This window comes from Anoxybacillus sp. UARK-01 (assembly GCF_002075365.1).
In the GTDB taxonomy this organism is placed as follows: domain Bacteria; phylum Bacillota; class Bacilli; order Bacillales; family Anoxybacillaceae; genus Anoxybacteroides; species Anoxybacteroides rupiense.
On the sequence record NZ_NASY01000023.1, the window covers coordinates 12,864 to 25,903 of the forward strand.

The 13,040-nt window shown below is 40.0% G+C and carries 13 protein-coding genes and 3 pseudogenes; 9 read left to right on the forward strand and 7 right to left on the reverse strand.

The window, feature by feature from the left end:
• Positions 1-247: 247 nt before the first annotated feature.
• The 3 genes from B6A27_RS02660 to B6A27_RS02670 all read right to left on the reverse strand — a co-directional run bounded on the left by B6A27_RS02660 (position 248) and on the right by B6A27_RS02670 (position 4,205).
• Positions 248-2,560 carry a hypothetical protein gene (locus B6A27_RS02660; protein ID WP_080860008.1) on the reverse strand — a complete coding sequence of 771 codons (2,313 nt, stop codon included), beginning with the start codon at positions 2,558-2,560 and terminating at the stop codon, positions 248-250.
• Between the two features lie 241 nt (positions 2,561-2,801).
• Entirely contained in the window at positions 2,802-3,335 is a 534-nt protein-coding gene (locus B6A27_RS02665; protein ID WP_044746341.1) for a hypothetical protein, read from the reverse strand.
• Positions 3,336-3,350: 15 nt separating this feature from the next.
• Positions 3,351-4,205, reverse strand: a complete 855-nt coding sequence (locus B6A27_RS02670) for a tyrosine-type recombinase/integrase (protein WP_052661031.1) — start codon at positions 4,203-4,205, stop codon at positions 3,351-3,353.
• Between the two features lie 906 nt (positions 4,206-5,111).
• Here B6A27_RS02670 and B6A27_RS02675 point away from each other — a divergent pair.
• The 3 genes and pseudogenes from B6A27_RS02675 to B6A27_RS02685 form a co-directional block, all read left to right on the forward strand.
• A complete protein-coding gene (locus tag B6A27_RS02675; RefSeq protein WP_080860012.1) occupies positions 5,112-5,417 on the forward strand; it encodes a hypothetical protein in 306 nt (101 codons plus the stop codon).
• A gap of 130 nt (positions 5,418-5,547) precedes the next feature.
• Positions 5,548-6,189: a toxin-antitoxin system HicB family antitoxin gene (locus B6A27_RS02680; protein WP_080860014.1), complete on the forward strand. Its 642-nt coding sequence runs from the start codon at positions 5,548-5,550 to the stop codon at positions 6,187-6,189.
• A 186-nt stretch (positions 6,190-6,375) separates the two neighbouring features.
• Positions 6,376-6,571, forward strand: a pseudogene (locus tag B6A27_RS02685) (ATP-binding protein); the annotation flags it as partial.
• A 477-nt stretch (positions 6,572-7,048) separates the two neighbouring features.
• On the opposite strand, the gene B6A27_RS02690 reads toward B6A27_RS02685, so the two are convergent.
• Both B6A27_RS02690 and B6A27_RS02695 read right to left on the reverse strand, forming a co-directional pair.
• Positions 7,049-7,480 (reverse strand): PD-(D/E)XK nuclease domain-containing protein, encoded by a 432-nt coding sequence (locus B6A27_RS02690; protein ID WP_255375057.1) that lies wholly within the window; start codon positions 7,478-7,480, stop codon positions 7,049-7,051.
• Positions 7,481-7,892: 412 nt separating this feature from the next.
• A complete protein-coding gene (locus B6A27_RS02695) occupies positions 7,893-8,372 on the reverse strand; it encodes a hypothetical protein (RefSeq protein ID WP_080860015.1) in 480 nt (159 codons plus the stop codon).
• 562 nt (positions 8,373-8,934) lie between these two features.
• On the opposite strand from B6A27_RS02695, the pseudogene B6A27_RS02700 reads away from it, so the two are divergent.
• The 5 genes and pseudogenes from B6A27_RS02700 to B6A27_RS19205 all read left to right on the forward strand — a co-directional run.
• Positions 8,935-9,150, forward strand: a pseudogene (locus B6A27_RS02700) (pre-toxin TG domain-containing protein); the annotation flags it as partial.
• A gap of 423 nt (positions 9,151-9,573) precedes the next feature.
• Positions 9,574-9,882 (forward strand): AbrB/MazE/SpoVT family DNA-binding domain-containing protein, encoded by a 309-nt coding sequence (locus tag B6A27_RS02705; RefSeq protein ID WP_066151033.1) that lies wholly within the window; start codon positions 9,574-9,576, stop codon positions 9,880-9,882.
• Positions 9,882-10,268, forward strand: a complete 387-nt coding sequence (locus B6A27_RS02710) for a type II toxin-antitoxin system PemK/MazF family toxin (RefSeq protein WP_080860017.1) — start codon at positions 9,882-9,884, stop codon at positions 10,266-10,268. The genes B6A27_RS02705 and B6A27_RS02710 overlap by 1 nt, the downstream gene beginning before the upstream one ends.
• Before the next feature lie 33 nt (positions 10,269-10,301).
• A complete protein-coding gene (locus tag B6A27_RS02715; RefSeq protein WP_080860019.1) occupies positions 10,302-10,646 on the forward strand; it encodes a hypothetical protein in 345 nt (114 codons plus the stop codon).
• Positions 10,643-10,774: a hypothetical protein gene (locus tag B6A27_RS19205; protein WP_255357525.1), complete on the forward strand. Its 132-nt coding sequence runs from the start codon at positions 10,643-10,645 to the stop codon at positions 10,772-10,774. Before B6A27_RS02715 ends, B6A27_RS19205 begins: the two co-directional genes overlap by 4 nt.
• Positions 10,775-11,044: 270 nt before the next feature.
• On the opposite strand, the pseudogene B6A27_RS02730 reads toward B6A27_RS19205, so the two are convergent.
• Positions 11,045-11,859: pseudogene (locus tag B6A27_RS02730) on the reverse strand (Rpn family recombination-promoting nuclease/putative transposase).
• Positions 11,860-11,967: 108 nt separating this feature from the next.
• Complete coding sequence (locus B6A27_RS02735) at positions 11,968-12,606, reverse strand: Bax inhibitor-1/YccA family protein (RefSeq protein ID WP_080860021.1); 639 nt, start codon at positions 12,604-12,606, stop codon at positions 11,968-11,970.
• 107 nt (positions 12,607-12,713) lie between these two features.
• On the opposite strand from B6A27_RS02735, the gene B6A27_RS18595 reads away from it, so the two are divergent.
• Entirely contained in the window at positions 12,714-12,866 is a 153-nt protein-coding gene (locus tag B6A27_RS18595; protein ID WP_161491022.1) for a hypothetical protein, read from the forward strand.
• Positions 12,867-13,040 lie beyond the last annotated feature (174 nt).

Below are 13,040 nucleotides of genomic sequence, written 5' to 3' on the forward strand. Positions count from 1 at the left end.
TTGATCGAGGAATATACCACTTCGGCCATGGTTCGTTGATTTTCACAGAAAAAGAGAGCACTTCGTAAATGCTTTTTTATTTATATGAAATTCTTTACCCCAACATTTAGTATAGAACCAAAGTTTTTTGATACGGTTTCTTAGAAGAGATTACGGCACTAGAAGTGGATGGGCAAGCCTCATCTCATGTAAAAAGAAAAGCCCTGCAGAGATTTCTCTCCACAGAGCTTCTCGATAGATTTGTGTATTAGTCTTTATTAGTAACCGTAATATCTAGTGATTTAGCTACACCATCAAAGTTGACTACTAGACGCAATTTCGCACCATCAGCTGTAATTCCTAAATCGTCATCTGCATCAGTATAAATTAAATCTCCAGTTAAACCACTGTTATCTTCTACTGTGATAGTATCAGAAGCTGCACCAGTCACACCAGACAATGCAATAATTGATAAAGCAGGGTCAATTTCAGCTTTCGTATCTGCTAAAGTATATCCACCAAATTGGTCTTGAGCCCATACGAATACTTTACCAAAACCTGTAGCAGCTTTTAAGGTAGCTTTGTCAGTAACAGTTAAAGATGTAACATCTTTCGCATCAGTAGCGCCTACTGCTTTATTTTTGAATGCAATTGAAGTTACTTTAAGGTCATCTTTAGAAATTGTTACTTCTTGAGTTAATGTTTTAACTCCGTCTTCAGCGTTATAAACAACAGAGATTGTTGTCTTCTTATCTTCAGTGATACCGCTATTTTTACCAGCTACGTACCACTTGCCATCTACATTAGCTACAATGCTATCAGTAGTATTGCTTGTAATAACGTCTAAGATTTGGTCAGATGGAATTACAACAGTATTACCGTTTGCATCTTTTGCAGTTAATTTAATTTCTTTAGCATATCCTGCAGCTACATCGGCAGCTGTTATGTTAGTTGCAGTACTATCGATTGCAGAACCACCTTTATAGATTGTACCAATAGGTTCAATAGCATAAGTCAACTTAGAACCATTGTTATCTACAACAGAAATTGGTAATTCCTTAGTTGCAATAACCTCTGAGCCTTTCATCAACTTAGCTACAAGAGTCGCAGAACCAGCTTTAGCAGCCGTTACTACCACTGAAGGTGCAGTTTCATCAGTATCAATTGCATTATCAACTGTGATGAAGTCAGCGTTGTCTTTTACTTCATACTTAACTTCATAGCTGCCAGAATTAGTAGTTACTTTATTACCGTATTGGTCCTTAACAACGTATTTTACCGTTGTAGTAGCACCTTTTGCTAAGCTTGTAGCATGTTTGCTATTTGTATCGATTTCAATAGTTGATGGAACAGCTGGTTCACCAATTGTTACGTTTAGACGAGCTGTTTCACCAGTAGCATTTACAGTAACAGTGATTGTTGCTTTTTGACCTTTAGTCGCCCCAACAGCTGGTGTAACTACTAATTTACCATAGTCTTCACTTGACGGTGTGTTGTTGATTGTTGCTGTAGCAACTGCAGAGTTAGAAGTTGAGATTGTAAATGCTGAACCAGATGCATAGTTTTTAGGCTCAATTTTGTTACCATATTTATCAGTAACTGTTAAGCCCACAGCAACTGCAGAACCACCTTGGGCAATGTCAAGAGCAGATTTCTCTAACGAAACACTATTGATTACGCCAGTTTGCTGCTTAACCTCTAATGGTAAACGGTAAACATCACCTGTTACTTTATTTACGAATGTTAAAGTGACATTACCGTATCCTAAGAATTTAGCAATCTTTACTTTTGTAACCTCAGGTGTACCTTCTTTTACAAATGTAACATCAGAAGGATTTACAATTGTTTCATCAGAAGACACTACAATAATATTACCAGAAGGTGATTTGTCTAACTCTAACTTGTTGCCGTATTGGTCAGTTGCTGTATAAGGAACTTTTACATCAGTTAAATCCTGAGTTAACATTGTTTTTCCAGTAGGTAACTGAACGTCACCAAATGTTACATTATTTAACTGAGCACCAGCAACTACTTTTAGCTCTTTTGTAGCAGTTAAACCAGTTGGATTGTGTAAGAATGATACTTTCACAATGTCTCCAACTTTAAAGTCGTCTGCATTTGCAGCTGTATTAACTACGAATGATTTTAATATTGAATCATAAGTTACTGTTACTGTTTTACCTTGAGTTACGTTATAACCAGTAACTGTGAACTCAGTATCTTTTACAGATAATGCTTCGCCGTATTGGTCTTTTAACTCAATACCTACTTTAGCTGTAGTTGTAGCATCAAGTAAGTTTTCGTTTGTGATTGTTAATGTAGATGCTTTTTGCGCTTCAACTACTACAGTCTTAGTTACATCCTCACCAAGACCTTTTACTGTTACCTCATATGTTCCTGGTTCAATTGCTAAGTTGCTTGTACGAACTAATTTAGCAACTTTTCCATCATAGCTGTCTAATTTGAATAATGCAGTATTGCCATTGAATTTAACTTCAAAAGTAACCTTAGCTTTTTCTTCAGTAGTTAATTCTTTAGAGAATGTTACCGCTAAAGTCTTAGCGTTAATCGCACTTATCAAACAACCCCTCTTTCCCATCCCTCCAGCGGTTTAAAGTCAAGTCATATCAAGGTTTTCCGGCAGGAGGTGAATGATGATGTTGCTATTTTGCTCGTATCTTCTGGCGATCTTATCTTGATCGTAGGGCATCTTGTTGAACAGATAGCTGCATATGATGGAATGAATACAACTGAATACACAGGGAGGAACGGAATATAGCCCATTTTGCGTCAAAAGACGATGCGGCCGGAAGCGGCTTGTTTTATACGTTGGTGTGAAATTGGCTGATAAAGTAGTCCAATGCTAAGCACATGACTTGGGTTTGGGTCAGGTTGGTTTGTTCTCTGAACGTTTGGAGCTTCTCGTATAATTCAATCGGCAACCTCACGGAAGTGGTATAGGAAGCCTTTTTTGTATAGGCAAATTCCTGCGCTTTTTGCCAAAGGTTGTACGATGGCTGGGTATTCGGACGCGGGAACGGTTCTTGATTCTCAATGAAATCAAGGAGCTTGTTGGATTGCTGGAGAAGGCGAATGACTTCGGCGTTTTCCAGTAAATCCAGCGGGTTGAATGCTTCCGGGCCGGAAGTGTCCATCGCTTGCTCTGTTTTGGGAGAAGGGGGATGGTCGGGAATATAGTTATGCAGATGAGCATCCCAGCGATAGTTCATTTTGGTCATAAACCGCGACAGGCTTCGCGGGTTGGAGTAGCCGACTTCCATCGCGATTTCTTTGGCTTCTTTTTTCTCTGCATACATGGCGATGATTTTTTTGATTTTCTCTTCTTTTTTTGTCATCTTCCTCATCCTCCATTACAATTTTTCCACCGCCTCTTGCAGCTCTTCGCTCAACAGATGCAAATAGATTTCTGTCGTTCGCAAGGAGCTGTGGCCAAGCAATTGCTGGATTTTATATAAATCAATTCCCTTGCGAAGCAGATTTGTCGCAAAGCTATGCCGGAACGTATGGCAGGTCACCTGCTTATCCCAGCCGATCTCGGCGACGAGTTCATGGATTAAATACCGCGCATAAGAGGAGGAGAGCCTGCCTGTTTTTTTGGTGCTAAATAGAAAGGGGCTGTCGCTTCCTCTGAGATGGCGAATATAAAACGATAGCTCTTTTTTTAGTTTCGGATGCAACGGGCACATTCGCTCCCTTCGGCCTTTACCAAATAGTGTGATTTGATTTTTTTCAAAATGGATGTCAGATAGCTGCAGGCGGCATAACTCGCTAATGCGGGCTCCCGTATAATACAAGGTGTAAATTAATGTTTTCGTCAGGCCATGAGCGTGCTGGAATAATTCTTCGATTTCCGTCTCCGTTAATGGCTGTCTTTCTTGGCGAATGGATGGGAATGGCGCGACTTTTTCACATGGATTCGCCGTGATGTTTCCTTCGCGTATTAAGTATTTCATAAATGAGCTGAGAGAATACAAATGTCGCTTTCGGCTGGCGTCGGCAAAATTTCGTTGTTCTTTTAAATAGTACAAATAACGTTCAATCATTTTATGATCGATGGGCTCAATCGTGGGAATGCAATCATATTCGTCAGCCATCCAATCGTTAAAGCTGCATAGATCTTTTTCATATCCCTTGATCGTTTCCTGACTTCTATTGAGCATGGGGAGATAATGATGAATAAATTCGTGAATATGCTTTAATAACAAATGGTCTCCTCCTCTATGCTGACAATCTTGACTGTTCCACCTTTGCATGTGCGCCATGGATTCATTTGCGTGTTGGAAAATGATAAGTGGAAAAGGGGCCGTGATAATTCTTTCTTCTCTGGACTCTGTCAATGGCTCGCTTCGTAAACGCTGCCATTGTTTTCTTTTGGGACTATCGTCTTTCTCCTAGGTGCTAGCTAGAGCTGTGTGCGCCTTCATGATGAGGAAGCGAGCTTTTGTTGGCTATGGGATTTCTCTTGGGTTATGCATAAAATTATGAAGGGATCGTGACGCTTTCGGTTTTGCGCGACAATAAAAAAGCGGGTTTGGTTTCTTAAGGGATGGTGAGTGAGACGCGGTGTTTCACGTAAAGATGATGCCTCTCTTGCGTCCAAGAATGATTGAAGTGCTAAGCTCTCATGCCGCTTTTTCAGTGTTGACCCAATGGCTCTTGTCCTGATTATGGCTATTCACAGGCTAAGAGTGTAGAGTTATTATAACAAATTTTTAATGCTGATGCTTGATAGAGGCATCTCAAAGGCGCAAATGTTGTTCCTTTGTTTCGTTTTACCTATATAGAAAATTGCGAGGGGCAGAGGAACTGAAGATGGTTTCTCTGTCTTTTTATATTGGAATATGAGTCTGGCATTTTGTGGAATTTGTCGAAGAATAAGTAATTGTCTGTGAATAAAGAAAGGGGTACAATAGACATACAGAACTAACGTTTGGTTTTAGGGGAATAATGAATGGGCATTTCAAATTTTATTGGGGAACAGCGGTTGTTTGTAGAGGGTTATTAACACAACACTCAATCAGTAATGATTGGCATGATCGAAAGGAACTATTAGATCATTTGAGCTATCTGTCTATATGAAAATAAAGAAAGGAATAGGGGGATTATGAAGGATGGAGAGTATAGACAGAGTGTCGCGGTTGGGGGCGACACTCACTTTATTTGGAAGTGTAGTCTGGATTACATTAAAAACCTCTTTTACGATATGGTTTCAAACCTTTACTAGTTTTGTCTATTTGAAGATTATTTTCGGAATCGAACATTGGCTTACTTTGATTTTATTGGTAAGTGCTGTGATTCTTTCTTTTAGGGTTATAAGTTACGTTTGGCTGGAATTAATAACTTTTAAAGTTTTTAATGATCCAGAGGATGGAAAAGAAGCTATAAAACGTGCTAATAAAGCTTTTGATGCTATCTAGTGTTCTCTGGTGGAATCACTAAGAATAACGATCATTTTAAAAATGATATCAAATCATACATCTTGCTTGACATGCATTCAGCACGATTATATAATGATATCATCAACGAATCATATTAAAGGTGGCAGTAATGAAAGAATATAGTGGTCGAATCTTACTAAGAATGTCTCCCCAATTACATCAAGAAGTTGCACAATTAGCTTCGTCCTATAGTCAGTCGCTGAATGAATTTCTTATTCAAACTATTGAGGAAAGGGTTGAGAAAGAAATGAAAACGAATGTGTCTTTTTCGCGTGTGAACATTGATGAGTTGAAGGTGAAAGAAGTAAGGGAGGCGGTGATTGTCACTCAACACCCATGGTTTATGGAGTTGCTTCATAAGCACAACGTTTACTTCTTTAATCCTTCCCTTGGAAGAGTGACACCGATGCAGTATTTGCTTTTTTATGAAACGACGAAGCAAGAAAGTGATGGAACAAAAAACGAGCATCCGCGTCATATCGCTTATTATGGAAAAGTAAAGGAAATCATTTATGACATTCAGCCAGGCGACTACATGCATATTCCTGAACTACAACCTTTAATGAACGATCCGAAGTTTTGGGATGAAATTCGCACGTGGGAAACGACGAATGTGGTTCTTTTACGTGAAGTGGGAACATTCGCGAATCCTCTTCCGCTGAAAAATGGTTTAGAGGCGAGATACTTAGTGAACAAAACAACAACTTTGCCTTTGTTAAGAAATGCAACGTATATTGACGAACTATATTAAGTCTCATCTTTCTCAATCCCCTGCATTATGATTGTAAATGGTACAAATGAAGTTGGTATTACTGGCGCAGAAGCTGGGGATGCTTTCACAGTAACTTACTTGTTAGATGGTAAAACAGCAACGGTTAAGTTGACTGTTACTGCTGAATAATTTAAAAACCGCTGCTTTGTTTTGGGTTGCGGGCCTGTCATCATCCGAAATGAAATGGCAGAGTTTACGAAAAAGACATTGGATATGCTTCGTCAGCCGTTAGAGACAGGAAAAGTGACGATGAGCCGCGTTGCTTCCAAAGCCACTTATCCTGCTCATTTTATTCTGATTGGGGCGATGAATCCATGTCCAATGTGGATATTTAGGATCAAGAACGCGCTATTGCCCCTGTATATATGTACCCAAACTCTTTCCCAGCCTCATTTATGAACACAGATATATGAGTTGATTATTTTTCAGGAACAAAAGACGAACAGAGACAAAAGTATATGGAATTTGTCAAAGGAACCAATTTCGCTTCTACAAGCGGCTTGTAATCAGTCGCGCGTATGCGTTTTAAAAGGCAGATCTCCTCTTCCTTTCAGCGGTTGCAAACCCTTAAAAAAGAAACAGAGCGCCATCAGATTCTCGGCGATCCGTACCCGCCACACGTTGAAGTGTAATGCCAAAAGGCCCCTCGCAGGGAATGGCTGCGGAGCTTTTTCGTCTCATACATTTCCATACATATTAAAATAAGGAGGGAAAGGAATGGGAGAGATGTGGGAATGCGTTCAAGAAAAAGGAAGGGGATGAAGCCATGGCACGTTTTCGAAGTGTCGTGGGAAAGAAATGGATATTGTAACTAGCAACACTCGTTCGCTTTTAGAAATCAGAAAGTGATTTCCCGAATAATAATGGTTTCCAATTCTTTATCGAAGCCGTGTTTTTCTCTTCGAAAAGCCTTCTCAAAAGCATCAGGGTTTTTTATTAATTTCACTTTATCAAAGATAAACAGGAAAAGATGATCGGCTTCATAATGAAAGGAATCTGAGCCTAACTCTTCCCTTAATTTACGTTCCGTCATGTTTTCTCTTGTACATTTCACCTCTATTACAATTCCATATTTATCGAGTACGATATCATATCTGATGGAAGCATAACCAGCATCATCTACCACCTCTAATCTAGCATCTGGAAATATGGGGCGGATGAGCGAATATAGCATCCGCTGAACATCATGCTCATTTTCGATTTTAGTCTTATCCAAATCTTCCTTATTATGTGTGAAAATGACGGTCGGAATTTTACTTATTGTCGGCATATAATAATAAGTGCATGTATTAAGGTGAAAAAGAGGGGGTGTATTGCGCTAAATGAGGAAATCGAACTAATTCTAATGACAAATTTTGCAGCAACTGCGGAGCTTCTATATGGCCTCGGCCTAATAAATTATTAGTGACTGCCAATATCTTAATGCTCATTGCTTGTATATGAATGGAAGCAGTATAATAAACAGACAGAAAAGGTGGCGAGCTATTCGGTTGAGCAAGCCAAACAAGAAAGGGCTATTTTTGTTTTAGAAGGGAAAAGGATGAACGAGTATCAACCAACCAATAGTAACTGGAATGATAGAAAAGAGGGGAATCGAGCCATAAATAGTGTACATTAACATAACTTTGGAGCTTGACAGGCACCGTTCCCATCCCCTTCTCAAAGTTTTATTAGATTTATTTTTATAAGATGATATCCCCCTTTTCAGTGACTGGATATACCAACCCGCCAGAGTATTCCGGGTATTGGAAGTGCTCCGGCTGATACGTTTGTTCATCGTGTACTCTGTACTCCGCTGAGCTTCTTTTTCTCCTCATTTTCACGTATAATCGAACATATCGGTCTGTAGTAACTCTTTCATGACGCCTTTTAAAAGGATTCCAAACATTATAGTAGGTGCTCCAATAGGCAGTCCCCGCTTCTACCTCAAATTGTCCAGCACCAAATATTTTCCCCTTGTTAGCTAAAGCTTGTTTAAGTAAATCTGGTCCTACTTTAGCAGCAAGTTCTTCCAATTGCTGACCAAGATAAGCTGTAGCGCAGCCTAGGTATATACATCCTGCTAATTTTGCTGCTTCACCCCAACCGTACGACTTGGACCAAAGAACGATATCCCATCCTTTCTCTATGTCATTTTTCATTTGCTCAAATGTACTAGGCACTCAAATTCCTCCCATTAACCAAAATTGAGCACGAAATATTTATATTTGAAATGCCTGTATAAAGTTACAAGTAAAAAGAGCAAGTTTAAGCACATTGTATTTACTCAGTAATGGAGCAAGAGCATGTGGCAAAACGCATAATGGATGCAAAATACGCACAAAAAGCCCATAAATCGAAGGGAAGCTTGATTTTTCTGCTATCAAGTGAATCGTGTTATCTTGTGTGATAGCTACAATCAACGGAAAGGATGCGTAATGTCACCAAGTGGCTTGGCTCTTTTGAAACAAGCCAGTCACCATCCATTCCAAACACCAATAGTTAAGGACTTTTGGATTATTTGTCAGGTGAAAATTAGGTATATATAATGAATGATTGATGATAAAAATCGTTATAGAATTATCATTTACCCTTATTTTACTTATGTTACCATCTATAAAAAAGATAGATGGAGGAGTGAGTCAACATGCATACAGGAAAACGGAAGATGGTCCTACCTTTCGATCGAGAACGAAGCGAAACATCAGCGGAATGGTTCAAACCAACGGAGGAGCTGTACAGACGATGATCCGGCTGAAGCCGGATGAGTTAGAGGAGATCGCCCGGCATATTTCGGATGCCGAAGATGCTTGCGAGCGGGCGCGGACGACCTTGTCGTGGGAGCTTTCTTCTCTCGCGATGAACCTTCCTGGCGTAAGCATGCCCGCAATCGAAGGGTTGCGGGATGAACTCGTTCCTTGGCTACAACGTTATGAAGACAAACTGAATGAAGCGAAAGATGCGTCTCTCAACATGATAAAGAAAGTGGAGTAAGGGTTGGTGTCTGTCACTGCCAGAATAGAGGCGCAGGATTTCATCGGAAAACCGCTCGTAAGCTTGTTGAATTATGATAAAGGATGAGTCATACGCATTGCCCACATGAACAAAAACGAGTTTGTCTGATTTTTTATATAGATGCTTTAGATTCTCCTTGAAGATCCTTTCTTTTTTGTTATGGCAAAGCTTTATGCCTCATTTCGCAGTTCAATGTTTGTAACGATACTGGTTGATATATGCTTTTGAGTCTGAAAAAAGCATTTTTCATTCATCGATTCAAATGATCGCCTTTGCGGCAAGAATATTTGCTTGTCGAAAAATCAGGGGTATCCTTTTCCGGAAGAATGTATATACTATGTATATACATTTCGGGATGAGGGTGATATAATGAACGCAAAGGAACATTTAGAAAGCAAAATCAACCAAAGTAAAGGAGGGGACTACATGTCTACAGTTGTTGCTCAAAAATGGGGAAACAGTTTGGGCATTCGTATCCCAAAAGATGTTGCTGATCAAATAGGGATCAAACAAGGTTCCGAAATGGAATTAAACGTGATTGGAAATGAAGGGATCATCACATTAAAGCCAAAAAGAACACGGAAGAAATACACATTGGAAGAACTGCTATCACAGATTACACCTGAAAATCGGCACGAGGAAGTTGATTTTGGGGTAGAAGGGAGTGAATTGATTTAATGCCAGCAGACGTACCAGAGAGAGGCGATTTCGTTGTTTTAAACTTTCATCCACAAGCTGGTCATGAGCAGGCCGGGAGAAGGAATGCTATTGTTTTATCGCCTAAAGAATTCAATCAAGCAACAGGATTTATCATTGTTTGTCCGATGACCAATCAAAAGAAGGGTTATCCCTTCGAAGTAGATTTACCAAAAGAAGGAATATCCCTTGATGGCGATGGCTATCCAATAACAGGGGTAGTTTTAACGGATCAAATTAAATCATTGGATTGGAAAGCTCGTAATCTAACAATTTTAAAGAAATATAATCCAGAAGATGCACAAATTGAAGAAATAGATAGAATCATTGATGAATGCCTAGCGAAAATAGAAACATATCTGACTTGACATCATCCTTTCTTTTTCAGAAAGGGCTATTTTTTGTCCTTTAAACATTCATGGGTGACGGAACGTACGGGTATTAAGAAGAAAGCTTATTATAATTTCTTAAAAGGCGAAGGAAATGTGGAGGAGTATGTTGCAAAGACCAATAAGCTATTCTGCATTAAGGATCCGTTCTTTTTTTACAAGGCAGATATGGAATTCAAAGAAAGAACGTTTGGCCGTAGCCGAGCTGATTCATTTATGAATTATGTGGCACTTTCGTTTTACGGTACAGTGGACGAAGAATTAAAAAAGGGTATGCATCTTTTTAGTGAATTTGTTGAACGGATCGATGTTTTAAAATCAGTCACAAATTCGGAAAATCCAAGGGGGAGTCCTTGATTACAAAAGATAATCTTGAAATGATTTTAGAGCCTAACAAAACACATTTGTCGAAAATGAAAAAGGCAATGGACCGTATTTACTCTCTCAGAGATCCTCTTGCTCATGTAAAGCCGCTTATTTTATAAAAACTGATCTTTACGAGCACGCAAATGTATTGCAGTTTCCGATTCAAAATGCTAACTATGGTGGGCTTGTGTATGACTATAACGGTGATTATTGTGTCCATATTAACACCGCACAGCGAGAATATACGAAAATTTCATGTGGGCGCACGAGTTTTATCATTTCTTTTTTGACAGAGATAAAAGCTTCCTTAAATAAGGACGTTCGCTCCCGCATCCTCTTTTCATTTCTCTTCTCCCGATCTTCGAAAAACTTCGGGACGTGACGAGCATCTATCTCAACTTCTCAATCTCCTCCAAAGACAGCTCCGTCAGTTCATGAATCGCTTGGATGTCCATATCCTTTGGTAAGCATTTTTTTCGCGATGTGGCGTTTTTCTTGTTGCCATCCTTGCGTAATCTTCGCTCCACGCCTTCTTTCCATCCTTTCTCTAGCGCCTTTTTCTCGTACGAAATGATCAATTCCAACACTTGTTTTTTTTCTTTTGTTTCTATTTCATTCATCTCGTTTCATAATTGCTGTTCTTCTTCGTCTGATAGGTTGACATATGTCTCAAAAAAGCCGATTAACAATCGTTGCTTTGCTTTGTCCCATTCCATACGCACCATCATACGTAAAAATTGCTTCTTTAGCTCTTACTCGTTCATTTTCAGCATACCCCATTCTGCTTAACTCAACGGTGAAAAAGTGAAAGTCCATGATTTTTCCAAACGGAAATTGAAGTGTAAAGTCTGAAGGTTCATGACGAAGGGAGTCTCAACAACGCAATGGGGACAATAGGCTTGCGATGTTTTTCAAACAAGCGGCTAAAATAAATAAACATTCGTTCTGGAAAAGAAGGTTGTACGTAGCTTTGATTTGCAATATGGACGATGATGAGACGATCTTCTCCTTTCCGTTTCGTCTCTGCCAGTATATCGACATGATATTTCTTCCCCGCCGTCACATCGGTGAACAGCTCCTCCGACAAAAACGATACATGCTCGAAGTCTATATACTCATACATGTGCGGGAAAAAGAGAAGAATCAACTCTTCAAAAAAAGTCGTGATCAATTCCTTAAACAATCGGTCATGATCAACCGTCATATATGCTTTCGACAAGATGGACAACACTCCTGCTTTGGAAATGAAAAAGAAGAGAGTCCTTCGACTCTCTGTTTCTAGGTTCGAAAAACTTTGGATGGTGACAGGCACTTAGTCTTCGTCGCTGGCGAAGAAACGTAAAATATAGATGAACAAATTAATGAAGTCGAGATAGATGTTAACGACGATCATAGGGATGTCTGCTTCGCTAAACCCGTGGCGGGCAAGCCGGTTGATGTCATAAATCGTAAAGCCGAGAAAAATCAAAATGCCTAAAGCGGCAATGCCCATTTGTCCGACGCTTGAAAACGGAATAAACCACTGGACGATGAGTAAGCCGAGCAATGCGAATGCCCCAAGCGTGAGAAAGCCGCCGAGGAATGAAAAATCTTCTTTCGTTTTCGCGGCGTAAAGAGCAACGCCAGAAAAGGAAATGACCGCTAAAGCAAACGCTTTAAAGACGGCTGCCGCCCCAATAATGGAAACGTAGTAACCGATGACGGGAGCCAACGTGGCGCCTGAAACGAACATAAACGCAAACATTAGCGGGTAGCCCACCATTTTTTGGCGCCGTGAAAAGATCATCACAAGCAGCAAAATGACTTCAAGAATGTAAAGCGGCAAATACCAAGCGGTGGAAATGGATTGCCCCACATACAGCCCGCCTGTCGCTACGGCTAATGCGGCTAAAAAAGCAACAGCTAGCTTAGCAACAGGGCTGCGCGACGGATAAACGACAGATGAGTTCATGTTCCTATCTCTCCTCGCATAAAAATCATCAGCAGATGTTTCTTTTAGTGTAGCAAACCTGACTTTTTTTGTCACTGCCTGATGGCGCGCCTGCGAAGGAGCAGTGCATGAAATCACCGCCTTTCCAACAAATCGGGTGGTTTATGGAAAAAAAAGGAGGCATTATTGCGTTTATCGCCATGATGAACAGCGTAAAAAATAAAACGAGAAGCTATGCTTCTTTTTTCGCGATTTGGCATTGGGAATTGTTGCGCTTTTGATGTTCAAGTAACAAAAGGCTTTGTCGATGCGATGGTTTAGGGCAAAAAAAAAAGCCTTATAGAAGTGAGGAGAGGGCAGATGGTTAAGCGGCTGTGGAGCAAACATCAAAAATGGAACATAATCCATGGAAACGTATACAGAATAAGCGCCGCTCCCCAGAAACGATCAAGGGA

What these genes read in the sequence shown, in the direction of transcription:
- B6A27_RS02675 (WP_080860012.1), top strand. Translation starts at nt 5,112, where the DNA reads ATGGAGAGTATAGACAGAGTGTCGCGGTTGGGGGCGACACTCACTTTA.
- B6A27_RS02710 (WP_080860017.1), top strand. Translation starts at nt 9,882, where the DNA reads ATGCCAGCAGACGTACCAGAGAGAGGCGATTTCGTTGTTTTAAACTTT.
- B6A27_RS02665 (WP_044746341.1), bottom strand. Translation starts at nt 3,335, where the DNA reads ATGACAAAAAAAGAAGAGAAAATCAAAAAAATCATCGCCATGTATGCA.
- B6A27_RS18595 (WP_161491022.1), top strand. Translation starts at nt 12,714, where the DNA reads ATGAAATCACCGCCTTTCCAACAAATCGGGTGGTTTATGGAAAAAAAA.
- B6A27_RS02705 (WP_066151033.1), top strand. Translation starts at nt 9,574, where the DNA reads ATGAACGCAAAGGAACATTTAGAAAGCAAAATCAACCAAAGTAAAGGA.
- B6A27_RS02690 (WP_255375057.1), bottom strand. Translation starts at nt 7,480, where the DNA reads ATGCCGACAATAAGTAAAATTCCGACCGTCATTTTCACACATAATAAG.
- B6A27_RS02735 (WP_080860021.1), bottom strand. Translation starts at nt 12,606, where the DNA reads ATGAACTCATCTGTCGTTTATCCGTCGCGCAGCCCTGTTGCTAAGCTA.
- B6A27_RS02680 (WP_080860014.1), top strand. Translation starts at nt 5,548, where the DNA reads ATGAAAGAATATAGTGGTCGAATCTTACTAAGAATGTCTCCCCAATTA.